22 protein-coding genes are annotated in these 26,077 nt (G+C 72.8%); 13 read left to right on the top strand and 9 right to left on the bottom strand.

Annotation, left to right across the window (positions count from 1 at the left end):
- Positions 1–102 precede the first annotated feature (102 nt).
- The gene (locus Cs7R123_RS26750; protein WP_212830461.1) at positions 103–1,263 is read left to right on the top strand and encodes a HAMP domain-containing sensor histidine kinase; all 1,161 of its coding nucleotides are present in this window, start codon (positions 103–105) and stop codon (positions 1,261–1,263) included.
- Positions 1,260–1,928, top strand: a complete 669-nt coding sequence (locus Cs7R123_RS26745; protein WP_212830460.1) for a response regulator transcription factor — start codon at positions 1,260–1,262, stop codon at positions 1,926–1,928. The genes Cs7R123_RS26750 and Cs7R123_RS26745 overlap by 4 nt, the downstream gene beginning before the upstream one ends.
- A 239-nt stretch (positions 1,929–2,167) precedes the next feature.
- Here Cs7R123_RS26745 and Cs7R123_RS26740 read toward each other — a convergent pair whose 3' ends face one another.
- Both Cs7R123_RS26740 and Cs7R123_RS26735 read right to left on the bottom strand, forming a co-directional pair.
- Positions 2,168–2,824: a response regulator transcription factor gene (locus Cs7R123_RS26740; RefSeq protein ID WP_212830459.1), complete on the bottom strand. Its 657-nt coding sequence runs from the start codon at positions 2,822–2,824 to the stop codon at positions 2,168–2,170.
- On the bottom strand, positions 2,815–4,077 hold the full coding sequence (locus Cs7R123_RS26735) for a sensor histidine kinase (protein WP_244872166.1): 1,263 nt from the start codon (positions 4,075–4,077) through the stop codon (positions 2,815–2,817). Before Cs7R123_RS26735 ends, Cs7R123_RS26740 begins: the two co-directional genes overlap by 10 nt.
- Positions 4,078–4,318: 241 nt before the next feature.
- Between Cs7R123_RS26735 and Cs7R123_RS26730 the strand changes: the two genes are divergently transcribed.
- The 7 genes from Cs7R123_RS26730 (at position 4,319) to Cs7R123_RS26700 (ending at position 10,190) form a co-directional block, all read left to right on the top strand.
- Positions 4,319–5,065 (top strand): lytic polysaccharide monooxygenase, encoded by a 747-nt coding sequence (locus Cs7R123_RS26730; RefSeq protein WP_212830457.1) that lies wholly within the window; start codon positions 4,319–4,321, stop codon positions 5,063–5,065.
- A 74-nt stretch (positions 5,066–5,139) separates the two neighbouring features.
- Positions 5,140–5,751: a DUF305 domain-containing protein gene (locus tag Cs7R123_RS26725; protein ID WP_212830456.1), complete on the top strand. Its 612-nt coding sequence runs from the start codon at positions 5,140–5,142 to the stop codon at positions 5,749–5,751.
- Positions 5,752–6,028: 277 nt separating this feature from the next.
- A complete protein-coding gene (locus tag Cs7R123_RS26720) occupies positions 6,029–6,766 on the top strand; it encodes an SGNH/GDSL hydrolase family protein (RefSeq protein WP_212830455.1) in 738 nt (245 codons plus the stop codon).
- Between the two features lie 146 nt (positions 6,767–6,912).
- Positions 6,913–7,899 (top strand): DNA polymerase domain-containing protein, encoded by a 987-nt coding sequence (locus tag Cs7R123_RS26715; RefSeq protein WP_212830454.1) that lies wholly within the window; start codon positions 6,913–6,915, stop codon positions 7,897–7,899.
- Positions 7,900–7,939: 40 nt separating this feature from the next.
- The gene (locus Cs7R123_RS26710) at positions 7,940–8,170 is read left to right on the top strand and encodes a hypothetical protein (RefSeq protein ID WP_374707032.1); all 231 of its coding nucleotides are present in this window, start codon (positions 7,940–7,942) and stop codon (positions 8,168–8,170) included.
- Between the two features lie 53 nt (positions 8,171–8,223).
- Positions 8,224–9,126, top strand: coding sequence for an ABC transporter ATP-binding protein (locus Cs7R123_RS26705; RefSeq protein WP_212830452.1), 903 nt, complete (start codon positions 8,224–8,226; stop codon positions 9,124–9,126).
- Positions 9,123–10,190 carry an ABC transporter permease gene (locus Cs7R123_RS26700; RefSeq protein WP_212830451.1) on the top strand — a complete coding sequence of 356 codons (1,068 nt, stop codon included), beginning with the start codon at positions 9,123–9,125 and terminating at the stop codon, positions 10,188–10,190. Before Cs7R123_RS26705 ends, Cs7R123_RS26700 begins: the two co-directional genes overlap by 4 nt.
- Before the next feature lie 4 nt (positions 10,191–10,194).
- Here Cs7R123_RS26700 and Cs7R123_RS26695 read toward each other — a convergent pair whose 3' ends face one another.
- The gene (locus Cs7R123_RS26695; protein WP_212830450.1) at positions 10,195–10,527 is read right to left on the bottom strand and encodes a YkvA family protein; all 333 of its coding nucleotides are present in this window, start codon (positions 10,525–10,527) and stop codon (positions 10,195–10,197) included.
- Positions 10,528–10,789: 262 nt separating this feature from the next.
- Positions 10,790–12,985, bottom strand: coding sequence for an MMPL family transporter (locus tag Cs7R123_RS26690; protein ID WP_212830449.1), 2,196 nt, complete (start codon positions 12,983–12,985; stop codon positions 10,790–10,792).
- Positions 12,986–13,263: 278 nt separating this feature from the next.
- Between Cs7R123_RS26690 and Cs7R123_RS26685 the strand changes: the two genes are divergently transcribed.
- A complete protein-coding gene (locus Cs7R123_RS26685; RefSeq protein WP_212830448.1) occupies positions 13,264–13,845 on the top strand; it encodes a TetR/AcrR family transcriptional regulator in 582 nt (193 codons plus the stop codon).
- A 338-nt stretch (positions 13,846–14,183) separates the two neighbouring features.
- Here Cs7R123_RS26685 and Cs7R123_RS26680 read toward each other — a convergent pair whose 3' ends face one another.
- Together Cs7R123_RS26680 and Cs7R123_RS26675 are read right to left on the bottom strand one after the other, a co-directional pair.
- On the bottom strand, positions 14,184–15,434 hold the full coding sequence (locus Cs7R123_RS26680) for a glycoside hydrolase family 16 protein (protein WP_212830447.1): 1,251 nt from the start codon (positions 15,432–15,434) through the stop codon (positions 14,184–14,186).
- Between the two features lie 420 nt (positions 15,435–15,854).
- On the bottom strand, positions 15,855–20,033 hold the full coding sequence (locus tag Cs7R123_RS26675) for a S8 family serine peptidase (protein ID WP_212830446.1): 4,179 nt from the start codon (positions 20,031–20,033) through the stop codon (positions 15,855–15,857).
- A 92-nt stretch (positions 20,034–20,125) separates the two neighbouring features.
- Here Cs7R123_RS26675 and Cs7R123_RS26670 point away from each other — a divergent pair, with 92 nt between their 5' ends.
- Entirely contained in the window at positions 20,126–21,073 is a 948-nt protein-coding gene (locus Cs7R123_RS26670) for a helix-turn-helix domain-containing protein (RefSeq protein ID WP_212830445.1), read from the top strand.
- A gap of 63 nt (positions 21,074–21,136) precedes the next feature.
- Positions 21,137–21,970: a PhzF family phenazine biosynthesis protein gene (locus Cs7R123_RS26665; RefSeq protein WP_212830444.1), complete on the top strand. Its 834-nt coding sequence runs from the start codon at positions 21,137–21,139 to the stop codon at positions 21,968–21,970.
- Between the two features lie 66 nt (positions 21,971–22,036).
- Here the strand turns inward: Cs7R123_RS26665 and Cs7R123_RS26660 are convergent, their stop codons facing one another.
- Together Cs7R123_RS26660 and Cs7R123_RS26655 are read right to left on the bottom strand one after the other, a co-directional pair.
- Positions 22,037–23,461 carry a glycerophosphodiester phosphodiesterase family protein gene (locus tag Cs7R123_RS26660; protein ID WP_212830443.1) on the bottom strand — a complete coding sequence of 475 codons (1,425 nt, stop codon included), beginning with the start codon at positions 23,459–23,461 and terminating at the stop codon, positions 22,037–22,039.
- Between the two features lie 129 nt (positions 23,462–23,590).
- Entirely contained in the window at positions 23,591–24,466 is an 876-nt protein-coding gene (locus tag Cs7R123_RS26655; RefSeq protein WP_212835140.1) for a hypothetical protein, read from the bottom strand.
- A 66-nt stretch (positions 24,467–24,532) separates the two neighbouring features.
- Between Cs7R123_RS26655 and Cs7R123_RS26650 the strand changes: the two genes are divergently transcribed.
- On the top strand, positions 24,533–25,471 hold the full coding sequence (locus tag Cs7R123_RS26650; RefSeq protein ID WP_212830442.1) for a MerR family transcriptional regulator: 939 nt from the start codon (positions 24,533–24,535) through the stop codon (positions 25,469–25,471).
- On the opposite strand, the gene Cs7R123_RS26645 is transcribed toward Cs7R123_RS26650, so the two are convergent.
- A complete protein-coding gene (locus tag Cs7R123_RS26645) occupies positions 25,458–26,057 on the bottom strand; it encodes a hypothetical protein (protein ID WP_212830441.1) in 600 nt (199 codons plus the stop codon). The two genes, Cs7R123_RS26650 and Cs7R123_RS26645, sit on opposite strands and share 14 nt — an antisense overlap.
- Between the last annotated feature and the right edge of the window lie 20 nt (positions 26,058–26,077).

Below are 26,077 nucleotides of genomic sequence, written 5' to 3'. Positions count from 1 at the left end.
GTTCTACGGACCGGCCCCTAACACGGCCCGAACCGCCGCTGTCATGCCCCTGTTATGCCGCACCGGGCATGCTGGAGGCGGCACCGACCGGGAAGAGGGCGCATGGGCAGGTCAAGGCTGGCACGCGGCACCGTCGGCCGGCGGTTCACGCTGCTGTACGCGGCGATCTTCCTGGCCAGCGGCGCTGCGCTGCTGCTGCTGGTCAACGTCTTCGCCGCCGTCAAGAACACCGAACCCGTCCCCGGGCAGGTGCCGTCCGCGCAGACCGACCTGGCCGCGGCCCAGCAGCAGATCCACCGGCTCCAGGAGCAGCTGGCCCAGGCAGAGTCCGCCCAGGCCCGGCGCCTGCTGGTGGGCTCGCTCGTCGCGCTGGCGGTGCTGGCGGCGGCGTCGCTGCTGGCCGGACGCCTGCTCGCGGTACGGGTGCTGCGCCCGCTGCGCACCATCACCGCCGCGACCAGGAACATCACCGCCGACGACCTCGACCGGCGGCTGGCCGTGACCGGCCCCGAGGACGAGGTGAAAGACCTCGCCGACACCATCGACGACCTGCTGGCCCGGCTGGAGGCGTCGTTCGCGGCGCAGCGGCGGTTCGCCGCCGACGCCTCGCACGAGCTGCGTACGCCCCTGGCGACCATGCGCGCCCGGCTCGACGTGGCACTGGCCAAGCCGCAGCCGCCGCCCCCGCAGACCGTCGCGCTGGCGCAGCGCCTGCGCACCGACCTCGACACCGTCGACCACCTGCTCGACGGGCTGCTGATCCTCGCCCGCGTGCAGCACGGCGCGTTCGGCGACGGCGCCACCGTCCGCCTCGACCAGGTCGCCGAGCAGGCCCTGGCGGCGCGGGGCCCGGACATCGCCGCCCGGGAGCTGGCCGTCGACACCACCGGCCTGCGCCCGGCCCCGGTCGAGGGCAGCCAGGCGCTGCTGTCGCGCCTGGTCGGCAACCTCGTCGACAACGCCGTGGCGCACAACCGCGACGGCGGCCGCATCCGCGTCGCCACGAGCGGCGGCGACCCGGCCGGACTGGTCGTCGAGTCCGACGGGCCGGTGCTGGAACAGGCGCAGGTGGAGCAGCTCGGCCGCCCCTTCCGGCGGCTCGGGGCCGCCCGGACCGGCTCGGGCGGCGGCTCCGGGCTGGGCCTGGCCATCGTCGCGGCCGTCGCGCAGGCGCACGGCGGCAGCCTGGAGCTGCGCGCCCGGCCCGAGGGCGGCCTGCTCGCCACCGTCACCTTCGCCGCCGACCGGGGCGGGGCGGCATGAGGGTGCTGGTGGTCGAGGACGCGCGGGAACTGGCCGAGGTCGTCGCCGAAGGGCTGCGCGACCAGGGCATGGCCGTCGACGTGGCGTACGACGGACTGGCGGCCGCAGCAAAACTCGACGTCAACACGTACGACGTGGTCGTGCTCGACCGCGACCTGCCCGGTCTGCACGGCGACACGCTCTGCCAGATGGTAGTCGACCGGCAGCCGCGCCCCATGGTGCTGATGCTGACCGCCGCCGGGGCGCCCGGCGACCGGGTCGGCGGCCTCACCCTCGGCGCCGACGACTACCTGGCCAAGCCGTTCCACTTCCCCGAACTGGTGCTGCGGGTGCGCTCGCTGGCCCGGCGCCGCCCGACCGCCCATCCGCGCACCCTGCGCGCCGCCGGGATCGAGCTGGACCCGATCCGGCGCACCGCCACCCGCGACGGCCGCCGCCTCGACCTGTCGGTCAAGGAGTTCTCGCTGCTGGAGGCGCTGCTGCGGGCGAGTCCGGCGTACCTGAGCACCGAGGCGCTGCTGGAGCAGGTGTGGGACGAGCACGCCGACCCGTTCACCAACACGGTCACCGTCACGGTGGGGCGGCTGCGCCGCAAGCTCGGCGATCCGCCGGTCATCCGCACCACCCCCGGCGTCGGCTACCGCATCGCCGATCCCGACGAATGATCACCGTTCACTGCGCCGATCGACGTCGGGATGCTCAGCCCGCGGTCTCCGCCTCACGTCGAGCCTGGTCGCGGAGCACGGCGGCGACGTCCGGCGGCCCGCCGGGGTTGCACTGGCGCCATGATCGGTGTCCGCGGTCGGAAACGCCGCTCCTACATCAGGTTTCGACCGCGGACAGCGATCACCCACCCCCGCGAGCGGGCCGCGAGCGGGCCGGGAGGTGGGGGAGCGGGCCGGGGTCAGGAGCGGAGGAAGGCCAGGACGGCCAGGACGCGGCGGTGGTCGTTGTCGTCGGGTGGCAGGCCCAGCTTGGTGAAGATGCTGGTCACGTGCTTCTCGACGGCGCCCTCGGTGACGACCAGGCGCCGGGCCACCGAGGTGTTGGAGCGACCCTCGGCCATCAGGCCCAGCACCTCCCGCTCGCGCGGGCTGAGCGAACCGAGCGGGTCGGCCGGGCGGCGGCGTACCAGCAGCTGCGCCACCACCTGCGGGTCGAGCACGGTGCCGCCCGCCGCGACCCGGCGCACCGCGTCGACGAAGTCGGCCACGTCGGCGACCCTGTCCTTGAGCAGGTAGCCGACGCCGCCCGGCCGCGGCCCGCTCATCAGCGCCAGCAGGTCGTCGGCGTAGGACACCTCGACATACTGTGACAGCACCAGGATCGGCGCCTGCGGGTACGTCCGCCGCACCGCCACCGCCGCGCGCAGCCCCTCGTCGGTGTGCGACGGCGGCATCCGTACGTCGACGACGCTGACGTCGGGCCGCAGCCGGTTCACCGCCTCGACGAGGGCCGGACCGTCGCCGACGGCGGCCGCGACGGTGCAGCCGTTCTCCTCCAGCAGCCGGATCAGGCCCTCGCGCAGCAGCACCGCGTCCTCGGCGAGGACTACGCGCACGGCAGCTCCCAGCGCAGCGCGGTCGGCCCGCCCGCCGGGCTCTCGACGGTCATGTGCCCGCCCAGCGCCTCGATGCGGTCGGCCAGCCCGGCCAGCCCGTGTCCCTTCGCCATGTGCGCGCCTCCCCGTCCGTCGTCGGTCACCGACGCGATCACGGTAGCGCCGTCGACGGCGACGGTGACGCTCGCGATGCCCGCGCCGCTGTGCTTGGCCACGTTGGTCAGCGCTTCGGCGACGGCGAAGTACACGCCCGCCTCGACGGCGTCGGGCAGCCGCCCGCCCGCGGCCAGGTCCTCGTCCAGGCGCAGCGCGACCGGGACCGGGCAGCGGCTGGCCACGGCGGTGAGCGCGCTGGCCAGGCCGCGGTCGGCCAGGATCGGCGGGGCGATGCCGCGCGAGAGCGTACGCAGCTCGTCGAGGGTCTCGCGGGTGAAGTCGATCGCCTCGTCGAGGGTCTCGCGGACCCGCTCCGGGTCGGTCTCCAGCTGCTGGCGGGCCCGGCCGAGGTCGAGCGCGAGCCGGACCAGGCGCTGCTGCGGCCCGTCGTGGATGTCGCGTTCGAGCCGCCGCAGCGCGGTCGCCTCGGCGGAGACCGCGGCCCGGGTCTGGGCGCGGGAGCGCAGCAGCTGGGCGCGGGTGTCGCCCAGGTCGCTGAGCAGGGTCGCGGCGGGGCGGGCGGTGAGCAGGGCGCAGCCGCGTACGACCCAGGGCAGGCTCAGCGCGAACACGGCCCCGATGGCGAACTGGAGCCAGCGCTCGGTGGCCGGGCTGTCGCTCAGCCCGATCAGCTCGGCCAGCCCGTGCTGGTCGGGGCTGTCGGGCAGCCAGCGGGACCAGAACCAGTAGGTCAGCCCACCCAGGGAGACGGCCCACCAGGTGACGGTCAGCACGAACCCGACGATCGCCAGCGGGTACTGCAGGACGGCCCAGAGCAGGTCCAGCCACGACTGGCCGTCGCGCAGGGGCGTCAGCAGCCGCCGGACGACCGAACCGCCGGGCTCGGCGGTGCGGTAGAGCGGGCGGGGCAGCGGCCGGTCCAGCACCCTGGCCGCGCGCAGCCGCTCCAGGTCGGCCAGCCCTCGGGCGATCATCAGGGTGGCGGACAGGATGAACAGGCCCGCGCCGAGCAGGATCGCGGTCCCGACGCCGGCGGCGAACCCGGCGATGGCCAGGACCAGGGTCGGCACGGCCAGCAGCATGCTGACGACGACGTACACGGTGTCGGCGCCCAGGCGGCGCACGGTGGGGGTCATGCCGTCACCGTATTGGCCGCGCTGCTCGCAGCCCATGCGGCCAGCAGGCGAACCGGGGTGGGGTTAACCCGAACCCGGACCCCCGGACTCGGACCCGCGTCACGGAACGTGCCAAATTGAATCGGCATGGTAAGGAGTATTTACTGTTAGGAATCTTGTCTTTACATTTCTATGAACCAGCGTCGATGGCTTCCCACCCCGGCGACCGGCGCGTCCCTCTCCAACCAAGCGAGGAGGAGCCATGCGGAAACGAATCGCCGTACCGGTGCTCTCGATCATCGCGGTAGCGGCGTCCCTGCTGGTCGGCGTACCGGCCAGTGCCCACGGGTACATCTCGTCGCCGGCCAGCCGGCAGGCGAACTGCGCCCAGCACAAGACGTCGTTCGACTGCGGCGACATCGTCTGGGAGCCGCAGAGCGTCGAGGCCCCCAAGGGCTCGATGCAGTGCAACGGCGGCGGCAGCCGGTTCGCGATCCTGAACGACAACTCCCGGCCGTGGCCGACCACGTCGGTGGGCAACAACGTCACCTTCAACTGGGTGCTCACCGCCCGCCACCGCACCAGCACGTGGGAGTACTTCGTCGGCAGCACCCGGATCGCCGTCGTCAACGACAACGGCGCCACCCCGGGCGCGACCGTCAGCCACGCCGTCAGCCTCGGCGGGCGCACCGGCCGGATCACCGTGCTGGCGCGCTGGAACGTCTACGACACCGCCAACGCCTTCTACTCCTGCGTGGACCTGCAGGTAGGCGGCGGTGGCGGCAACCCGACGCCCAGCCCGACCCCGTCCACCAACCCGCCGTCGCCGTCCCCGCAGCCGACGTCCAGCCCGACCCCGCCCGCGGGGACGACCTGGACCGCCGGCACGTACTACCCGGCCGGCTCGACGGTCACCTACGCCGGTGTGAGCTACCGGTGCCTGCAGTCGCACACGGCGCTCGCCGGCTGGGAGCCGCCGAACACCCCCGCGCTCTGGCAGCGCATCTAGCCACATCCGACAGACCGGGTCCGCCACCCCGCCCCCCGAGGTGGCGGACCCGCCCCGTACCCCCGAGGAGAACGATGAAGCGCATCGTGGCGCTGGCCGCCGCCGTACTCGTGCTGGCCGGATGCGGCAGCCCCGAAGGGGCGGCGCCCGCGCCGCAGCCGCTCGGGACGCAGGCCGGTGCGTCCCCGCTCGGCTCGCCGCCGCCGCCGGTCTCGCCCTCGGGGGCGTTCAACGACACCGACGTGATGTTCCTGCAGATGATGGCCGCCCAGTACGGCCCCGCCGCCGAGCTGCTCGAACTGGCCAGGAATCGCGGCACCACCCAGCAGGTGCGCGAGCTCGCCGCCGCGATCGCCGTGACCCAGGCCGACGAGGCCAGGACCATGCGGGACTGGCTCGCGGCCTGGAAGCAGCCGGCGTCGCCCGCCGCCGACCCGAACCTGCACGCCGGGCACGGCGGCATGAACGCCACCGGCCCGAAGGAGATCGCGGCCCTGCGCGACACGCCGGCGGCCGACTTCGACAAGACGTTCCTCAACCTGCTCATCGGCCACCAGCACCAGGCCGTCGAGTACGCCCGGATGGAACTGGGCGGCGGCATCCACTCCGGTGCCCTGGAACTGGCCACCCGGGTCGACCAGACCCGCACCTCCGAGATCACCATGATGCTCGGCATGGTCGCCTGAGCAGCTGTGAAGATCTGCGAATTTCTCGATTCCTTCAGCGCCACCATCCGGTTTCCAGCGCGTTGACCAGGGTGGTCCACTCGCGACCTCGATCAAATACGAGCGGTCACACCAAGGTCGCTGAAAGTTCTTGCACGCCTTGCGTTACAAGGTATTCACACGCGGCATAGAAGCTGGTATCTATACGTGATCGATCGACCCCCTAGCCCGGAGGACGACTTTGCGCCGATCGCGTCTCACGACCATCGCGGTGGGATTCGCCACCGCATTCGCTGCGATGGTCACCCTGGCAGCCACACCCGCACAGGCTGCCTCATCCGTCCGCTACGTCGCCCTCGGCGACTCCTACTCCTCGGGAGTGGGAGCCGGTTCCGAGAGCGGCACCTGCCAGCGCAGCCCCAACGCGTACTCCGCGCTGTGGGCCGCCGCCAACGCCCCCGCCTCGTACGTGTCGGTCGCCTGTTCCGGGGCGACGACCACGACCGTCATCAGCTCCCAGCTGTCGGCGCTCAGCAGCACCACGACGCTGGTCAGCGTCAGCGCCGGCGGCAACGACATGGGGTTCAGCAACATCATGTCGACCTGCGCGCTCAAGGGCACCACCGAGTGCGTCGCCGCGGTCCAGGCGGCCGAGGACAAGGCCCGCTCCAGCCTCACCGGTCTGCTGAACACGCTGTACAGCAACATCCGGTCCAAGGCCCCGAACGCCCGCGTCGTCGTCCTCGACTACCCGGTCTTCTACCAGCTCGGCACCACCTGCATCGGGCTGAGCGCCACCTCCCACGCGAAGATCGATGAGGGCATCAACCTCATCGACGACATGACCCGCTCCGCCGCCCAGGCGCACGGGTTCGTGTTCGCCGACGTCCGCTCGATCTTCGTCGGGCACCAGCTGTGCAGCGGCGACAAGTGGCTGCACGCGCTGAACTTCGCCAGCCTCAGCATCTCGTACCACCCGACCAGCAACGGCCAGTCCAAGGGCTACCTCCCGGTGTTCCGGGCCAACGCGGGCTGATCGCGGTTCCGGCGGCGGCGGGCATCCTCCCAGCCCGCCGCCCAGGCCATCGAAGGTCGCACATTGCCGCCCGGCCGGGGCTCTGGTGGTGGTATGGGATAAGTGCGGCATTGACGGCGGCGGCATCGACGGGAGAAGGTGATCAGGTGGCGACTGCGGGTGAGACACGCGACGGGGTGTCGCTGACCAACCTCGACCAGCTCCTGTTCGACGGTGCTGAGGCGACCAAGCGGGACCTGGTCGACTACCTGGACGCCGTACACCCGATGATGCTGGCGGCGGTGCGCGACCGGCCGCTGTCGGTGGTGCGGATGCTGCGCGACCAGCCGCCGTTCATGCAGAAGAACCTGCCCAAGTACACCCCGGACTGGGTGGAGTCGGTGTCGCTGTGGGCCGAGACGTCGCACCGCGAGGTGACGTACGCCCTCTGCAACGACCGCCGCACCCTGCTGTGGTTCGCCAACCAGCGGGCGATCGAGTATCACCCGACCCTGGTGCTCGCCGCGGACTTCGCCCACCCGACGCACCTGGTGCTGGACCTCGACCCGCCGGAGGCGCAGGACGCCGGACCCGGCGGATTCGCCGCCGCCGCGCAGGCGGCGCTGCTGGTGCGGCAGGTGCTGGTCGACATGGGCCTGGACGGGGCGGTCAAGACCAGCGGTGCCAAGGGCGTGCACGTGTTCGTGCCGCTCGACGGCGCGCTCGGCACCGAGGACGTCGCCGCCGCGACCCGGGCCGTGGCGGCCCGTGCCGAACGCCTCGACCCGCAGCTGGCCACGACCGCGTTCATCAAGGCCGACCGCGGCGACCGGGTCTTCCTCGACTCCACCCGCGCGGGCGGCGGCACGGTCGTGGCGGCGTACAGCCCCCGCCTGCGTCCGGGCGCCCCGGTGTCGTACCCGGTGGGCTGGGCCGACCTGACCTCGGTCGTGCCCGCCGACTTCACGATCCGCAACGTGCCGGGGCTGCTCGGCGGCGTCGACCGGTGGGCCGAGGCCATGCCCGCGCCGCAGGCGCTGCCCGCGGACCTGGTCGCGGAGGGCCACACCATCCCGATCGCCCGGGTGCAGGCGATGCACGAGGGCAAGCGCCGCGCCAAGGCCCGCCGGGAGCAGAGCGGCCAGCAGGATTGAGCATCTCCGCACCGGGTATGTGATCTTCATGGTGACGAACATGACGGCCCCGCCCGGCGGGGTCATGACCGACGAGGTCGGGACCATCACCGGGGACCTGTCCATGGAGCCGCGGGTAGGCCCGGACGGGCAGGTCACGCTGCGGGTGCAGTATCGCGGCGCCGACGAGTGGTACACGGTGACCGGGGCCGGGGTGAAGGTGCCCGACCCCGCCGACGACGAGGCGGTGGAGCGGGCGGAAAGGCAGCTTCTCGACCGTTTCGCCGGATAGGCACCGTCTAATCGGGATGATCGCGATGGCGTGAAGTCGGTATGGTGCAACGCATGTCACCGACGATCCAGGTCACCGACCTGCGCAAGGCCTACGGGGAACTCGTGGCCGTGGACGGGGTGTCGTTCGAGGTGCAGGCGGGGGAGTTCTTCGGCATCCTCGGCCCGAACGGCGCCGGCAAGACCACCACCCTGGAGATGATCGAAGGGCTGCGCCAGCCCGACGGCGGCCAGGTAACCCTGTTCGGCGAGAAGCCCTGGCCGCGCAACCCCAGGCTGCTGCCCCGCATCGGCGTGCAGTTGCAGGCCAGCGCGTTCTTCGAGCGGCTGACCGCCCGCGAGCAGATCCGCACCTTCGCCTCGCTGTACGGCGTCTCCGCCAAGAAGGCCGACGAGTGGCTCGACCGCGTCGGGCTGGCCGACATGGCCGGCAAGCGCAACGAGCAGCTGTCCGGCGGCCAGCAGCAGCGCCTGTCCATCGCGTGCGCGCTGGCGCACGAGCCCGACCTGGTCTTCCTCGACGAGCCGACCTCGGGCCTGGACCCGCAGGCGCGCCGCAACCTGTGGGACGTGCTGCGCGACATCAACTCCCAGGGCCGCACCGTGGTGCTGACCACGCACTACCTGGACGAGGCCGAGTCACTCTGCGACCGGGTCGCCATCATGGACCACGGCAAGATCCTGGAGTCGGGTCCGCCCGCCACGCTCGTACGCGACCTCGACGCGCCGACGCGCATCTCGGTGGAGAGCGGCGTACTGACGCTCGACGCGGCCCGGTCGCTGGTCGACGGCGTGGAGGTGGACGACGACGGGGTGTCGCTGACATTCGCCACGCGTACGCCCGCGCCCGTGCTGTCGGCCCTGGCCGAGCGGGACGCGCTGCGCGGCCTGTCGGTGCGCGGCGCCACGCTCGAGGACGTCTTCCTGCACCTGACCGGACGGGAGTACCGCGCATGAAAAGCCTGATCAGCCTCTCCGCGGCCATGGCGCGCGGCTTCTTCCGCGACCGCACCGCGCTGTTCTTCACCGTCCTGTTCCCGCTGATGTTCCTGATCATCTTCGGGGCGCTGTTCAAGTCGCCGGGCGCCTCCCGCACCGACGTCGTGCAGATCGGGTCGATCACGGCCCTGGACAACCTGCCCGCCGACGCCAAGCAGCAGCTGGCCGACGTGCTCTCGGTGACCCGCGAGGACGACCGCGCCGCGGCGCTGGAGAAGGTGCGCAAGGGCGACGTCGCCGCGGCGCTGGAGCAGCAGGGTGACCAGATCATCGTGCACTTCTCCGCCGCCGACCAGGTCAAGGCGGCCACGGTGCAGGGCATCATGCAGGCGTTCGTGCAGCAGTCCAATCTGGCGGCCGCGGGTGTGACCAAACCCGCGCTGACCCTCACCAGCAAGCCGGTCGAGGACGAGTCGCTCAAGGCGATCCAGTACATGACCCCGGGCCTGCTGGGCTGGGCGATCGCCAGCGGCGCGACGTTCGGCGCCGCGCTGACCCTGGTGTCGTGGCGGCAGAAGAAGATCCTGCGGCGGCTGCGGCTGTCCCCGGTGCCGCTGGCCTCGGTGATCGGCGCCCGGGTGTCGGTCAGCGTCCTGCTCGCGCTGGTGCAGTCGGCCGTGTTCATCGGGGTCGCGCTCTTGCCCACGTTCGGCCTGCAACTGTCGGATCAGTGGTACGCCTTCATCCCGCTCATGGTCGTCGGGACGCTGGCGTTCCTGTCGATCGGCCTGCTCGCCGGGGCGGCGGCCAAGACGTCCGAGGCCGCCAGCGCGATCGCGAACCTGATCGTGCTGCCGATGGCGTTCCTGTCGGGCGCGTTCTTCCCGCTCGACGGGGCGCCCGAGTGGCTGCAGCAGGTCTCCAACCTGCTGCCGCTCAAGCACCTGGTCAGCTCGATGCAGGACGTGATGGTGCGCGGCGAGGGCTTCTCCGCCACGCTGCCCACCGTCGGCATCCTGGCCGCGTTCTCGGTGGTGGTGTCGGCCATCGCCGCGCTGCTGTTCAAGTGGGACGACGCCTGATCGGCTAGCGCCGTACGCTGCCGCGCTCGCCGTCTGACTGGTGCGAGCGCGGCAGCGGCAGTTTCACCCCGCGCTTGCGCAGCAGGCTGGTGAGGTAGACCAGGGCGGCGGCGAGCACGCCCATGTCGTCGAGGTAGATGGGGTCGGGCAGCAGGTCGATCGGCAGGAACGTGTAGATCAGCGCGCCGTAGAAGGCCCACTTGCCGCCGGCGCCGACCTGGTCCAGCAGCCGCTTGGTCAGGAAGAGCCGCTTGCCCAGCTTGATCGCACCCCAGAGGGTGAGCAGGCAGAGGATACCGCCGATGACGGCGATGATGATCCAGGTCTGTCGGGACACGAACGCTTTCTACCCCACTCGGTGGCACTTAACCGCCACTGTGTCGCACGTCCGTCCCCACGCGACGCGACCGACCCGCGCGTGCCCCGCGCCCCGCGCCCCGCGTGGGTTCGGGCAGTTTCGGGGAAACTGCACGAATCTTGGCGCGTTTTCCAGCACTTTCCCCGAAACTGCACGAACCCGCCGGGCGCCCCGGAACGCGCGCACCGGACAGGCGCGTGCCCCGGACGCCTTCGGCGTCCGGGGCACGCGGGGTGGTCCGTCAGGCGACCGTGACCGGCTCGGCCGGGGCGGGTTCCGGCTTGTTCAGGCGCTGGCCCTCGACGTCCATGTCGGGCAGGATCCGGCCCAGCCAGCGCGGCAGCCACCAGGCGGCCTTGCCCAGCAGCGACATCACCGCGGGCACGATCGTCATGCGTACGACGAACGCGTCCACCAGCACGCCGAACGCCAGCGCGAAGCCGATCGACTGGATCAGCGTCTCGCCCGAGAACACGAACCCGCCGAACACGCTGATCATGATGATCGCCGCGGCCGTGACGACCCGTGCGCCGTGGCGGAACCCGGTGACGACCGCCTCGCGGGCCGGGGCGCCGTGCACGAAGTCCTCGCGCATCCGGGTCACCAGGAACACCTGGTAGTCCATGGCCAGGCCGAACAGGATGCCGATGAGCAGCACCGGCAGCATGCTCATGATCGGCCCGGTCACCTCGACGCCGAACACGTCGCCCAGCCAGCCCCACTGGAACACGGCCACCACCGCGCCGAACGTGGCGGCGACGCTGAGCAGGAACCCGAGCGTGGCCTTGAGCGGCACCAGCAGCGACCGGAACACGAGCAGCAGCAGCAGGAACGCCAGCCCGACCACGACGGCCAGGTACGGCACGAGCGCGTCGTCCAGGCGGGTGGAGACGTCGATGGCCAGCGCGGTGACGCCGGTGACCGCGAGCGTGGCGCCGGTTCCGGCGGCGATCTCGGCGCGGTGGTCGCGGATGCGGTGCACCAGCTCGGCGGTGGCCGGGTCGTTGGGGCCGGTCTTCGGGATGACGGCCACCAGCGCGGTGCGGGCGTCGGGGCTCAGGCCCTGCGGCGCGGCGTACGCCACGTTGGGCAGGGTCATCAGCTTTCCGGCGAGCGTCATGGTCGCCGCCTGCGGGTCTGTGCCCGCGGGCAGCTCGGCGACGATCACCAGCGAGCCGTTGAAGCCCGGCCCGAAACCGTTGCTGAGCAGGTCGTACGCCTTGCGCTGGGTGGTGGTCGAGGGCTGCATGCCGTCGTCGGGCAGGCCGAGGCGCAGGTCCTTGGCCGGGATCGCGATCACGGCGAGCGCGGCGATGGCCAGGATCAGCACCGGGATCCGGAAGCGGACCACGAACCGGGCCCAGCGCTCGCCCATCGGCACCGGCCCGCCGTCGGCCTCGGGATCGGGGGTGGCGTGGCCGAACAGGCGGCCCTTGACCAGGCGCTCGCCGGTGAAGCCGAGCAGCGCGGGCAGCAGGGTGATGGCGACCAGCACCGCGATGGCGACGACGCCGGCGGCGGTCAGGCCCATACCGCGCAGCAGGGGGATGCCGACCACCGACAGCGCCGCCAGCGCGATGATCACGGTGAGGCCGGCGAAGACGACCGCCGAACCGGCCGTGCCCACCGCGCGCCCGGCCGCCTCCGCGCCGTCCTTGCGCACCAGCAGTTCGTGCCGGAACCGGGACACGATGAACAGGGCGTAGTCGATGCCGACGGCCAGGCCCAGCATCAGCGCCAGGATCAGGCTGTTGGAGTTGATGTCGGCGACGCGGGTGGCGATGAGGATGCCCGCCATGCCGACGGCCACGCCCGCGAACGCGGTCAGCAGCGGCAGCCCGGCCGCGACCAGCGAGCCGAGCGTGATGATCAGCACGAGCGCGGCGATGGCCAGGCCGATGACCTCGACGATGCCGGTCTCCGGGTTGGCCCGCAGCGCGTCACCGCCGACCTCCACGGTCAGCCCGGCGTCGCGGCCGGTCTGCGCCGCGTCCATCAGCGCCTCGCGGTCGCCGTCGGTCAGCGCCATCCCCTGCACCGCGTAGGAGACCTGGGCGAAGGCGTAGCGGCCGTCCATGGAGATGGACTTCGCCGTGTACGGGTCGACGACCCGCGCCACCTGCGGCGCGTGCTGCAACTGCGCCACGACCTGGCCGATCGCGGCCTGCACGGCGGGGTCGGCGACGGTCTTGCCCTCGGGCATGGCGAACACGACGCGGGCGCTGGCACCGCCGGCGTGCGCCTCGGGGAAGCGCTCGCTCAGCTGGTCGATCGCCCGCTGCGCCTCGGTGCCCGGAATCTTGAAGTCGTTGGACATCGTGCCCGAAAGGGTGGCGGCACCGGCACCCGCGAGGGCGAGCAGCAGCACCCAGACGCCGAGCACCAGCCAGCGGCGACGGTACGAGAACCGGCCGAGACGGTAGAGGAACGTTGCCACGGTGGAGGACTCCGAACGGTGGAAGGGTGGCGGTAATCACGGCGAAACACGCTGTTCACACTGCGTGGAGGGGTACGCCGCATCCGGCCCGACACTAGCCGTTCGGCAAGGTGGGAGCAAGCCGATCGGCAAGGCGTGAACTTGACGTTCGGCAAGTTTTCAGCTTGCCGTTCGGTAAGTTCCCAGCTAGCCGAACGGCTGGGCGAGGGATTGCCGAACGGCTAGCCTTTACGAGCAGGGACTTTCCCTGAAGTGAGTGATCTGGTAAGGAGTACGCCGTGACAGCTGTGGCCCAGGCCGACTCGCGCGGCCCGGAACGCACCCGGCAGCGCCTGATCCACGAGGCCTGCCGGCTGTTCGCCATGCACAGCTTCGCGGGCACCTCGCTTCAGATGATCGCCGACAACCTCGGTGTGACGAAGGCCGCGATCTACCACCACTTCAAGACCCGCGACGACATCCTCACCGCGGTGATCGCCCCCGCCATCGAGGAGCTGCGCGGCATCATCACCACCGCCCAGGCCCAGCGCACCCCGGCCGCGCGGGCCGACGCGATGCTGTCGGGCCTGGTCGACCTGACCGTCAAGCACCGGGCTCTGATCGCCATGATCGGCACCGACCCGGGCGTGACCAGCGCGCTGGAGAGCCACCCGGACATCGTCGAGATGTTCCGGCGCCCGGCCGAGCTGATGACCCTCGACGACACCCCGGCCGCGGAGATCAACGCCGTCGCGGCGCTGGCGGGCATCGCGACCACCGCCTCCTCGCCGATCCTGGCGCACCACCCGGCCGACGTGCTGCGCGAGCAGCTGATCACCGTCGGCCGCCGCATCCTCGGCATCCGCGGCCGCCGCGCCTGAAGGCCGCCCACCACCACCCCCGCCCTCGCCCCGCCCCGCGCCGCGCGGTGCCCCTTCCCGTTGATCATGAACTTATGGCAGTGCTCGACGGCGTGTCGCGGGCACAGCTTCCTGATCGCCTGTCGCGCCGGGCGGTGGGGGCGATGATCGCAGTTTCCGGTCGAGAAATCGCCTGGTAGCTGACGTCGTGACCGGAGACAGCGATCATCGCGGGCTGCCGGGCTGCCGGGCTGCCGGGCTGCCGGGCTGCCGGGCTGCCGGGCTGCCGGGCTGTCGGGCCGCTGGTGGGTGGGGTGGGCCCGCCGTGCGGAGCGCGGCGGGCCCGGTCGGCGTGCGGGTTACCCCTTGCGCCACTTCTGGTTGCTGCCGCCGCCGCAGGTCCACAGCTGGAGCTTGGCGCCGTTGCCGGTGGCCGCGCCGGTGACGTCGACGCACTTGTTGGCCTGCGGGTTCACCAGGTCGCCCGCGGCGTTGAGGGTGAACTTCTGTGCTCCGGTGCCGTTGCAGGTGTAGAGCTGGACCGCCGCGCCGTCGGCCGTGGAGCCCGCCGCGACGTCCATGCACTTGCCCAGCGCCTGCACGCTGCCGTCGGCCGCGAAGGTCCACTTCTGGGCGTCCGTGCCGTTGCAGTCCCAGATCTGCAGACGCGCTCCGTCGACCGCGTTCGAGCTGGGGATGTCGATGCAGCGGTTGCTGCCGGTGCCGATGATCGACGACGCGCCGGGGGTGGTGCCGCCGTCGTTGGCGTACACGCGGACGTAGTCGACGACCATCGTCTGCGGGAACGACGTGCCGGCGTTGGGGGAGCCGGGCCAGTTGCCGCCCACGGCCACGTTCATGATCATGAAGAACGGGTGGTCGAAGACCCAGCGGTTGCCGCCCGCGTCGGCGCTGGTCTTGCGGGAGTACTGGACGCCGTCGAGGTACCAGGTCACCGACCCCGGCGCCCAGTCGACGGCGTACGTGTGGAAATCGTTGGACAGCGCGGCGCCGCCCGGCAGGGTGTACTGCCCGGTGAGCGGGTTGCCGCCGGAGTAGCCCGGACCGTGCAGGCTGCCGTGGACGGTGCCCGGCTCGGAGCCGATGTTCTCCATGATGTCGATCTCGCCGTTGTTGGGCCACGGGTTGGTGGCGATGTCGTTGCCCAGCATCCAGAACGCGGGCCACATGCCCTGCCCGCGCGGGATCTTGATGCGCGCCTCGAACCGCCCGTACGTCTGGGTGAACTTGCCCTGGGTGAGCAGGCGCGCGGAGGTGTACTGGCAGCTGCCGTACCAGCAGCTGTAGCCCGCCGGGTTCTCCTTGCGCGCGGTGATGACCAGGTGGCCCTGGCCGTCGTGCGCGACGTTGCTGGTGCTGTTGGTGTAGTACTGCAGCTCGTTGTTGCCGTAGCCGCCGCCGCCGATGTCGAACTTCCACTTGCTGCCGTCGACCGGCGTGCCCGCGGCGGCGTTGAACTCGTCGGCCCAGGTCTGCGGGCCGACCGCGGCGGCGGGTGCGGCGGTGACGAGGTTGACCGGCACGGCCAGGCCCATCGCGGCGAGCGCGGCGATCGACAGCCGCGCGACCAGCTGTGTTGCTCTGCGCATGTGACTACCTCCCCTGTTCGGGATCGGATGCCACCAAGCGGTGCCGAGCGGGACACATTGGAAGCAAACTTTATAGATGTGTGTCGCTGACGTTACAAATCCGACTCATTCCCGTCAAGAGAGCGCTCCCCGCCCGGCGTCTCCGGCCTTCCGAGTGCGGCCGCCGCGCCCCTGCGCCGTTTTCGCGCCCGGTGATCGCGACCTGCGGTCAAAAAGTGCCGCTACACGGCACGAACCGACCGCAAACTCCGATCAGGACCCGGCCCCAGCCCGCCCTCAGCCCAGCGCAAGTCGATCAGGAAGCTGTGCCCGCGACACGCCGTCGAGCACTGCCATAAGTTCATGATCAACGGGCCAGAGGGGGCCGCCCGCCGGGCGGTGGGGCGCGGCGGGCGGCGGTGGGAGGGGGTGGGGCAGGGGTTAGGGGGATAGGGGGAGGCGGTGGACGCCGCCGGTGCCGGTGCCGGCGAACAGCCAGCGGCCGTCGGGGCTGACGGCAAGGGTGGTGACGTCGGTGTTCTGGAGGCCCGTCGAGATGTTGTGCCAGGTCAGGCCGCCGTCGGTGCTGCGTAGGACGCCGCGCCCGCCCTTGGCCAGGCCGTCGGCGTTGAACGCCTGGGTGCCCGCGTACAGGGTGGCGCCGCCGGCGGCGAAGTCGGAGACCCACAGCAGCAGCGGCCCGGTGTCACCGGGGCGGAACGTGCGCCCGCCGTCGGTGCTGACCCGGATGGCCTGCCCGCCGACGACCAGGCGCCGGCCCGTCAGCAGGATCGCGGTGACCCGGCCGTCGTCGACCTTGACCGTGGTCACGCCGCCGTCGTCGGAGCGGTACAGCCCGCTGTCGGTGCCGATCCACAGCCGCTTCGGGTCGGCCGGGTCCCCGGCCAGGGCCCGCACCGGCTCGTCGAGGTACAGGTTCTTCCAGGTCTGGCCGCCGTCGGTGGTGGCGGTCAGACCGTGGCCGCCGAGGGAGTCGAAACCCGCGTACACCCGGCGCGGATCGGCGGGGTGGACCGCCAGCACGGTCGGGATCTCGCTGGAGGTGCCCTTGGCGGTCCAGGTGCGGCCGCTGTCGGTGCTGGTCGAGATCTCGAACCCGCCGAAGGCGAACTTGCGGGTCTTCCACAGGACGGCCGGGTCCGCCGGGGACGCGGCGATGTACTCCGCGCCCTCGCCGATCCAGCCCTCACCCGCGGCCGCGCCCCACTCGGGGCCGCTGCCGGGCGCCGCCGTGCGGTAGATGCCGTTCGGGGTGCCCGCCAGCAGGTCGCCTCCGGTCACGGTCAGGTCGGTGACCTTCACGCCCGGCACGCCGAGTCGTTGGAAGCCGCTGCCGGTCGCCGCGTACACGCCCGCGGTGGTCGTGGTGGTGGCGGTGCCGTCGGCCCAGCGGTCGTAGTCGTACACCGCCGCGTCCTGCGAGGGCAGGGCCGTGGCGGTCCAGGTGCGGCCGTGGTCGGCGCCGATCAGCGCCTCCCCGCCGAACGAGGCCGTGAACAGCTCGCCGCCGGAGGCGCGCAGGCCGGTCAGGCCGAACGAGCGGCTGTACAGGGTGGACCAGGACGTGCCGCCGTCGTACGAGCCGACGACGCCGACACCCCAGACCAGCGCCGCGACCACGTCGCCGTCGGCGGCCAGGCCGCCGACGAAGTTGCCGCTGTCGTAGACGCGCACCCCGGCGGCGGGCGACGCCGAGGTGATCCCGGCGACCTTCCACACCCCGTCATACGTGGCCAGGTACAGGTCGTCGCCGCCGATCGCCGCGTACGCCGGGGCGTCGGTGACACCCGTGGCCAGCGCGGTCCAGGTGTTCCCGCCGTCGGAGCTGGCGTAGGCGCCGTCGTTGACGACCGCGACCAGCACCCGGGTACGGGCGTCGGCGACCAGCGCCGACACGTAGCCGGGCGGGGTGGGCAGGGTGGTGAAGGTGCGGCCGCCGTCGGTGGTGCGCAGCACGTGCCCGCCGGTGCCGGGATCGTTGACGGCGTACCACCAGCGGTCGGCGTTCGCGACGTCGATCACGACCTTGCCCAGCCCGATGGCGCCAGCCACCGGCAGGCGGTTGAGCTGGGTCCAGCTCTTGCCGTGGTCCTTGGTCAGCCAGGGACCGGCGGTGTAGTCGGTGGTCATCACGCCGCGGCCGCCGTCGGCCGGGGTCAGCGCCAGGTCGCCGCCCGCGCCGTTGGGGCCGATCGGCTCCCAGCGGCTGCGGCGCGCGTCCTCGGGCGTCACCTCGAACCCGGAGTCGCCGACCAGGCGCTGCCCGGTGGCGGCGGTGGCGCCCACGGCCACCCGGTAGCCGCCCGCGCGGTCACCGGTCACCTCGGCGGTGTACACGTCGCCCCACTGGTGCACGGCCGTGACCTCGTACGGCCTGCCGCGCTGCGGCTCCACCCGGACGACCGGCGCGCCCGCCAGTGCAGTCGGCGCGCCGACCCAGACGGTGCTGTGCCCGTCGCTGGGGTCCGGGCTGGCCTGCACCAGCAGCGGCCGCACCACCAGCAGGTACGGCACCCGCACGGCCCGGCCGCGCCCCGCGTCGGCGGTGATCGCGCCGGACAGCTCGGTGTCGCCCTGCGGGCGCCTGGCCTTCAGCGTGACCGTCACGGTCGCCGTGGCTCCGGCCCGGACGGTCACCCGGTCCGGCTTGAGCCGCACCGTGTTCGAGCCGGCGCGCAGGTTCACGGTCAGCGTCGAGGTGCCGGAGTTGCGCAGCGTCACCGTGGCACGGCCGCCGACCGTCGGGCCGGACAGGTCGGCCAGTCCGAACGAGACGGTGGCCGGGCTCGCGGTCAGCACCGCGCTCGCGGCGGCCGCCACGTCCAGGCGGCCCGAACCGGCCGAGGTGGCCCCGTCCGGCAGCGGCTTGGCGGTGCCGACCAGCGCCGACATGACCTCGGCGGGGGACTGGCCGGGGTGCAGCTGGCGCAGCAGCGCCGCCGCGCCCGCCACGTGCGGGGCCGCCATCGACGTGCCGGACATGCGGTACTGGCCCGGCCCGAACAGGGCGGTCGGCACCGTCGAGCGGATCTCGACACCCGGCGCGACCAGGTCCGGCTTGAGGGTGAAGCGCGGCGACGGGCCGCGCGAGGAGAACGAGGCGATCTGGTCGGTGACGTCGGCGCCCTTGAGGGTCACCTGCACCGGCCCGGCCTCCATCGCCCGCGACAGCTCGTCGTACTGGGTGCTGTCCATGCCGAACACGACCAGGTGGTCCATCCGGAACAGGTCGCCGGAGGCGTGCAGCTTCGTCCGGGACAGGCCTGACGGCACGGCCGGGACGGTGCCGTCCTGCGCGGCCACGACCGGGCCGCCCGCGGCGGGTGAACCGGCGATCATCGCCAGGGCGCCGCGCCGCTCGACCTCCTTGGCCAGGTCCAGTTCGGACTGGAACAGGTAGTCCAGCGTCGGCGCGGTGAACCCGTTCACGCGGACGACCTTGCCGTGCAGGTCACCAGCCTGGTCGAGCTCCTCGGCGCTGCCGTAGCCGACGTCGGCCAGCGGCGCGGTCACCGGTGCCGCCGCCGGGTTGGCCGACAGCACGCCGCGGTACGTCTGGAGCTTCTCGCCCTTGACGTACGCGGTGGGCTCGACGCGGCCGCTGGTCGAGGCGCCGACCGCGATCACGCCGTCGGCGGCGGCGGGGCTGCCCACCGTGTCGCGCCCGGGGCCGCTGTTGCCCGCTGAGGCGACGACGACGACCCCGGCGCGAGTGGCGGCGGTGGCGGCCAGGCCCAGCGGGTCCAGGCCGTCACCGGGGCCGCCGAGGCTCATGTTGATGACGTCGGCGCGGTGCGGGTTGGCCGGGTCGATCGCGGCCTCGATCCCGGCGATGATGTCGGAGGTCTCACCCTCGCCCCACTCGTTCATCACCTTGTACGCCAGCAGGTCCGCCGCGGGCGCCACGCCCGTGATCCCGCCCGGCGCGGCCGCCCGGCCCGCGATGATGCCCGCGACGTGGGTGCCGTGGCCGTTGTCGTCCATCGGGTCGGCGTCGTCGTTGACGAAGTCGTACCCGCCGACGACCTTGAAGCCTTCGCCGAAGCCGCCGCCCAGGTCGGGGTGGGTGTAGTCGACGCCGCTGTCGATGACGGCGACAGTCACGCCGCTGCCCTCGGCGGCGGTGCCGGTGGCGTCCTGGCGCTGCCACACCTGGGGCGCGCCGATCAGCGGCACGCTGACCTCGGTGTGGGCCCGCACGGTGCGGTCCGGCACGACCGCGGTGACGCCCGGCAGCGCCGCCAGCGCGGCGACCTCGCTGTCCGGGAGCGTGGCGGCGACGGCGTTGACGAGCAGGTTCAGCGGGCGCTCCTGCGACAGGTGCAGGCCCCGGTGGCGCGCCCCGTCGACGAAGCCCTGCTGGCGGCCCCGCAGCGCCTTGCGCGCGTCGGTGACCTTGGCGGCGTCGGCGCCACGGGCGTCGCGCAGCCGGCCGCCCGGCGCGGACGTCGCGGCGGCGTCGCCGTCGAGCAGCACGATGACCCGGCGCTGCGCGGCCGGTTGCTGGGCCACACCGGCCGGGGACCAGGCCGAGAGCAGACCGGCGGCTACCGCCAGTGACAGCCCGGCTGTGAGGAACCGTGGAGGGGGGATCTTCATGTCTATGGGTGTCTAGTGGCACGAAAGCGTCACGGCAATGAGTCGCGCTGGCCCCTTGCTGCCGTTGGCACTCTTGGGCCAAGATCTCCCGCATGCCCTCGGAGCTCACCGCGGCCGGCGTCGACCCCTTCGACGAGGCCGTATACCGCGCCGTGCTGAGCCGCCGCTCGGCCGCACCCGCCGAACTCGTCGACGAGTTCGGCTGCTCGGTGGAGCGCATCGCCCGCGCGCTCGATCGGCTGCGCGAACACGGCCTGGTAGGACGGTTGGCGGGCAGCCGGCGCCGCTACGCCGCGATCGAGCCGCAGGCCGCCGTCGCCAACCTGGTGCGCTCGCGCGCGGCCGAGCTGGACCGGGTGCAGGCCGCCGCCGGGCAGCTCGCGCTGCTGTTCGCGGCCACCCACTCCGGCAGCAGCGAGGAGATCGAGATCGTCAGCGGCAGCGAGGCGCTGGGCCGCTGGTTCGTACGCCTCCAGCAGGAGGCCCAGTCCGAGGTCATCACCCTGGACCGGCCGCCGTACGCGCTGACCACGTCCAATCCGGTCGAGCAGACCGGCATCGCCCGGGGCGTGCGCTACCGCGCCGTCTACGCCCCCGAGGCCCTGGAGTGGCCCGGCGTCTTCGACGACATCCGCGAGCTGATCCGCCACGGTGAGCAGGCGCGGGTGCTGCCCGGCCTGCGCATCAAGCTCGCGATAGCCGACCGCCGCCTGGCCCTGATGCCGCTGTCACTGGACCTCACCGACGTGCGCGCCGCCGTCATCCGGCCGTCCACCCTGCTCGACGGCCTGATCGACTACTGGGAGATGTGCTGGCGGGCGGCGGTGCCCCTGGAGGCCCCGGCCGAGGACCCGCTCGGCGAGGAGGACCGGGCCCTGCTCGCGCTGCTGGTCAGCGGGCTGAAGGACGAGGCGGTGGCGCGCCAGCTCGACTGGTCGGTGCGCACCATGCGCCGCCGCATCAGCCGCCTCTACGAGCTGCTCGGCGCGGCCAACCGGTTCCAGGCCGGGGCGATCGCGGTGCGCAAGGGCTGGATCTGAGTCACATCCAGGAATACTGAATTGGCCGTCGTGCCGCATCCGCCCCACGGCTACGGTCGGGGCGTGGAGATCTTGCGATACACGGCGTTCAGTGCGGACCCGAGCGGCGGCAACCCGGCCGGGGTGGTGCTCGACGCGACCGGCGCCGACGACGCCTCGATGCAGCGCGTCGCGGCCGAGGTCGGCTACTCGGAGACCGCGTTCCTGCTGCCGCGCGGCGGCGGCGACTTCGACGTGCGGTACTTCAGCCCGCAGGCGGAGGTGGCGTTCTGCGGCCACGCCACCATCGCCACGGCGGTGGCGTACGCGCGGCGCCACGGCGCCGGACGGCTGCGCCTGCACACGAAGGCGGGCCTGGTGGAAGTCGGCACCGCCGTGGACGGGGACACGGTCACCGCGACCCTGACCAGCGTCGCGCCCCGGACCGCGCCGCTGGCCGACGCCGACCTAGCCGAGCTGCTGGCCGTGCTGGGCTGGTCGGCCGCCGACCTGGACCCGGCGCTGCCGCCCCGGGTCGCCTACGCCGGGGTGTGGCACCCGGTCGTCGCCGCCGCGAGCCGCGAGCGGCTGGCCGACCTGTCGTACGACCTGGACGCCCTGGCCGCGCTGATGGCCCGGCACGGCTGGACCACCGTCGACCTGGTGTGGCGCGAGTCGGCGACCGTTTTCCACGCCCGCAACCCGTTCCCGCCCGGCGGCGTCTACGACGATCCGGCCACCGGTGCGGCCGCCGCCGCGTTCGGCGGCTACCTGCGCGAGCTCGGCCTGGTCGCGGCACCGGCGACGGTCACCGTGCACCAGGGCCACGACATGGGCCGCCCCAGCCTGCTCACCGTCGCCATCCCGGCCGGGACCGGCGGCATCGACGTCACCGGCACCGGGGTGTCGCTGGCGTGACGAGTTGAGCGCGGGTCCGCTGGCACACGGACCCGCGCTCGGTACCGGCGGGAGGACTGCCGGCGGTCAGCGGGTGTAGGAGTTCCAGCCGGCCAGCTCGGCCGGGCGGTTGGTGATGATGCCGTCGACGCCGAGGGTGTCCAGCTGGTTCCACGTCGCGGCCGCGTCGACCGTCCACGCCATCACCGCGACCCCGGCCGCGTGCAGCGCCGCCACCACCGCCGGGCGGCCCAGCAGCGCAGAGGCGTCCGGGTTGTACGCGGTCAGGTGCAGCTGCGCCGCGATCGCGACCGGGTCGGCGTCCAGCGTGCTGCGCAGCAGCCCGAGCGGGATCTCGGGGGCCAGCTCGTAGGCGTACTGAAGGGCGGTGGTCTCGAAGCTCTGGATGAACACGCGGCCGGTCATCTGCTGGTCGCGGATGACCTGGACGATCGTGGCGACCTCGGCCCGGGTGTGCGATCCCTTGATCTCCAGCAGCAGGTTCCCGCCCCGGGTGCGCAGGTCCGCCAGCTGCTCGGCCAGCGTCGGCAGCCGCACGCCGGTGTAGACGGGGGCGAACCACGAGCCCGCGTCCAGCGCCTTGAGCTGCGCCGCCGTCAGGCTCCGGATCGCGCCGACGCCGTTGGTGGTCCGGTCCACGGTGCTGTCGTGCAGGATGAACGGCACCCCGTCGGACGAGGGCTGCACGTCGTCCTCGATCCAGTCCGCGCCCGCGCGGCGCGCGATCTCCTGCGACACCAGCGTGTTCTCCGGCGCCGCCGCCGAGGCGCCGCGGTGCGCGATCACGGCCACCCGGCTGCCCGGCGCCCGCAGGTACGGGTTGACCGGCGCCAGCTCCGTGACGCGTACGTCGTCGAAGGAGACCGTGGCACCGTTGACCAGCAGCGCCTGCCCGCTCGTGGTCGAGCGCTGGAGGCTCGTTGTGCGCAGCACCTCGGTGCCGTCGAACAGCCAGCGGGCCTGCGTCCCGTGCACCTCGACGGCGATCCGGACGTCGCGGCCGGTGCCCGCCGCGTACGGCGCGGCCGCCGTGCCGGTGACGTTCCACGCGTTGGCGGTGGTGCGCTGGGCGAACTCGACGCCGTTGCTCGCGGTGGTGCCGCTGCGCATGGTCGCGATCCACCACGGGACGGCGCCGTCGGCGGGGACGTCCAGGCCGAGCGCGGTCCAGCGGGTCGACGCGGTCACCGACTCGAACCGGGCCGTCGCCTCGAACCTGAAGTCGCGCAGGTTCCGCCCGAACGTGATCTTGTTGTTCGCCGCCGAGCCGGCCGAGGTGCCGTAGAGGCGTCCGTTCTGGACGGTCCAGGTGCCGTCGACCGCGCGCCAGCCCGACGGCAGCGTGCCTGCGGTGAAGTCCTCGGACACGACGACCGAGCCGGGCGCCGCGGCGGCGGGCGCGGCGGCGAGGCTGCCGCCGCACAGGGCGAGCGAGAGCAGGGCGGCTGCGGTGCGGGCCGGTCGGGACCGCCACCAGCTGAGGGTACGCATGCCGCGAACGGTAGGAACCGGACGGGAACACCCGCCCAATCCCGGGTAGCGGGCCCGCCTACACCGCCCCAACTCCGCGCCGGGGCGGCAGGCGTTCGTGCAGTTTCGGGGAAAGTGCACGAACGCGGGTCAAGATTCCTGCACCTTCCCCGAAACCGCACCCACAGGCCGCGCGGGCGCGGGCGCGGGTGCGGGGGCGGGGGCGGGGGCGGGGGCGGGGGTGGTCATCGCGTCCAGGTCGGTGAAGAGGGCGGTGGGGATCGGGCGGCCGGTGCGGGCGGCGAGCTGCTGCCAGCACCGGCGGCCGAGGGTCCAGGCGGCGGCGACGGCGCGGTCGATCGACTCGGGTGCGGCCGTGGCCGTCGCGGCGTGCAGGGCGGCGACCATACCGGCGTCGAGGTCGGACTCGGCCCGGCGCGACGGCGTCAGCCAGTGGGCGGTGCGGTCGTCGGCGAGCCGGGCCAGCCACAGCAGGTGCCGCTGGGCGTGCGCCAGCGCGTCGACGGCGCGCAGCAGCTCGCCGCGCTGCCGGACGTGGTGCGCCAGCACGAGCCAGTTGGCGAACCGGCCGCACAGCTGCTCGATTTCGTCGGCACCGTACGGGATGCGGGGCTCGGCGGGCAGCGCGGCCAGGGCGCGACGCAGCGCGCCGGTGCGGTCCACGACGACCATCCGGTCGACCGGGGCGCTGCGGGCGGGCCAGGTCGCCACGGCCTCGATCTCATCGGCGGCGGCGAAGTGGAACTCGCCCCGGATCAGGCCGGGCAGGAACGCCACGTGCGAGCCGAACTCGTTGCACACCACGTGGCGTACGCCGCCGACCTGCTCGATCCAGGTGCGGGGGTCGACGGCCGCCGGGTCGGGGAAGAACAGCCAGTATTCGATGTCGCTGTAGGCGTCCCCGGTGCCCTGGGCGAACGACCCGTACGTCAGGGCGGCCACGAGGCGGTCGTCGGACTGGCACAGCTCCCGTACCCGGGCCATCATGTGATCTTGCGGTAGCACCAGGCGACTGTAGCGCGGCGCTTTCGGGCTTGAGTCTCCAGCAGGGGGAGACGGCAGGGTGGTGGCATGAACGACGACACGCTCCTCACGATCGGGGCGCTGGCCCGGCGGACCGGGCTGACGGTCAAGACCATCCGGTTCTACTCCGACACCGGGATCGTGCCGTCGACCGACCGCAGCCCTGCGGGCTACCGGCTCTACGACATCGGCGCCCTCGCGCGGCTGGACCTGGTGCGGACACTGCGCGAACTGGGTCTGGACCTGGCCGCCATCCGGCAGGTCATGGCGCGCGAGGTCACGGTGGCGCAGCTCGCGGCAGCGCACGCCGACGCCCTGGAGGTGCAGATCCGCACCCTGCGGCTGCGGCGCGCGGTGCTGCGGGCGGTGGCGAAGCGGGGCTCCACCACCGAGGAGACGACCCTCATGCACAGACTCGCGAAACTCTCCGACGAGCAGCGCCGCCGGCTCATCGCGGACTTCATCGACGACACCTTCGGCGGCGTGGACGCCAACCCGGAGTTCGTGGAGCTGCTGCGTTCGGCGATGCCGGAGCTGCCCGACGACCCCGAGCCCGAGCAGGTGGAAGCCTGGGTGGAGTTGGCCGAACTCGTCCAGGACCCGGACTTCCGCGCCGCGGTGCGCCGGATGGCCCGCCACCAGGCCGACGACCGGGCGCAGGGCGACACCACCGGGCTGCACCACGAGCTGACCCAGCAGGTCTGCGACACGGTCGGACGGGCCGCCGAAGCCGGGATCGCCCCGGACTCCGCGACGGCGGTGCCGATCGTCGATGAGCTGGCCGCCCGCTACGCGCGGGCGTTCGGGCGGGCCGACGACGCGGCGCTGCGCGACTGGATGCTCGACCGGGTGGAGGCCGGGGCCGATCCCCGGGCCGAGCGCTACTGGCGGCTGCTGGCGGTCGTCAACGGATGGCCCGTGCAGCCGAGCATGGCGCCGGTGTTCGCCTGGTTCGTCGCGGCGCTGCGCGCGGTCACCCGGCGGTAGGCACCGCGTCCTGCGGCCAGGTGCCGGTCAGGTGCGCGGCGATCAGCGCGGCGTGCGACAGCGGCACCGACAGGTCGGTGACGTCGCCGTTGACGGTGTAGTCGAGCAGGACCACCGGGCCGGCCAGGGCGAGGTCGCGCAACCGCGCGACCTCGTCGGCGGCCCGGTGTTCGAGCTGGAACAGGTAGGTCGGCAGGTAGATCTCCCGGCGGGCCTGCTCGTACGCCAGCAGCTCGGTGCCGTGCAGGCCGCGCCGGTGCCCGCGGACCGTGCCGCCCCGGTGCGGGGCTCGCTTGATGCCCCGCATCGCGGCCACGGCGAGCTTCGCCGGGTCGACGTCGGCGTCGTCGAGGACCTTGAGCGCCTGCCAGACCCCCTCCACGGACATGCTGGTCACGCCCGGCGTGAACGGGACCGGGATGCCGCCGTGCGGGTAGAACGGGCTCAGCCGAACCCACGGCTGCTCCCCGCGCGAGGTGACGTTCACGATGGTCGCGTCGGGAAACCGGCGGGCCAGCGTCGCCGCCGCCAGGCGCGCGCTCGCGACGTGCACATTGCCCGGTGGTACGGCCTGCGATGCGGTCACGGGCCGATCCTGCCGTCCGG

The sequence above is a fragment of the Catellatospora sp. TT07R-123 genome (assembly GCF_018327705.1).
In the GTDB taxonomy this organism is placed as follows: Bacteria; Actinomycetota; Actinomycetes; order Mycobacteriales; family Micromonosporaceae; genus Catellatospora.
This window is presented reverse-complemented; position numbering and strand designations above follow the sequence as displayed.

Bases quoted from the DNA above. Each gene is read 5' to 3' on its own strand.
- Cs7R123_RS26750 (WP_212830461.1), top strand. From the start codon at position 103: ATGGGCAGGTCAAGGCTGGCACGCGGCACCGTCGGCCGGCGGTTCACG.
- Cs7R123_RS26670 (WP_212830445.1), top strand. From the start codon at position 20,126: ATGCCCTCGGAGCTCACCGCGGCCGGCGTCGACCCCTTCGACGAGGCC.
- Cs7R123_RS26675 (WP_212830446.1), bottom strand. From the start codon at position 20,033: ATGAAGATCCCCCCTCCACGGTTCCTCACAGCCGGGCTGTCACTGGCG.
- Cs7R123_RS26660 (WP_212830443.1), bottom strand. From the start codon at position 23,461: ATGCGTACCCTCAGCTGGTGGCGGTCCCGACCGGCCCGCACCGCAGCC.
- Cs7R123_RS26745 (WP_212830460.1), top strand. From the start codon at position 1,260: ATGAGGGTGCTGGTGGTCGAGGACGCGCGGGAACTGGCCGAGGTCGTC.
- Cs7R123_RS26680 (WP_212830447.1), bottom strand. From the start codon at position 15,434: ATGCGCAGAGCAACACAGCTGGTCGCGCGGCTGTCGATCGCCGCGCTC.
- Cs7R123_RS26725 (WP_212830456.1), top strand. From the start codon at position 5,140: ATGAAGCGCATCGTGGCGCTGGCCGCCGCCGTACTCGTGCTGGCCGGA.
- Cs7R123_RS26730 (WP_212830457.1), top strand. From the start codon at position 4,319: ATGCGGAAACGAATCGCCGTACCGGTGCTCTCGATCATCGCGGTAGCG.
- Cs7R123_RS26700 (WP_212830451.1), top strand. From the start codon at position 9,123: ATGAAAAGCCTGATCAGCCTCTCCGCGGCCATGGCGCGCGGCTTCTTC.
- Cs7R123_RS26705 (WP_212830452.1), top strand. From the start codon at position 8,224: ATGTCACCGACGATCCAGGTCACCGACCTGCGCAAGGCCTACGGGGAA.
- Cs7R123_RS26735 (WP_244872166.1), bottom strand. From the start codon at position 4,077: ATGACCCCCACCGTGCGCCGCCTGGGCGCCGACACCGTGTACGTCGTC.
- Cs7R123_RS26710 (WP_374707032.1), top strand. From the start codon at position 7,940: ATGACGGCCCCGCCCGGCGGGGTCATGACCGACGAGGTCGGGACCATC.
- Cs7R123_RS26720 (WP_212830455.1), top strand. From the start codon at position 6,029: ATGGTCACCCTGGCAGCCACACCCGCACAGGCTGCCTCATCCGTCCGC.
- Cs7R123_RS26650 (WP_212830442.1), top strand. From the start codon at position 24,533: ATGAACGACGACACGCTCCTCACGATCGGGGCGCTGGCCCGGCGGACC.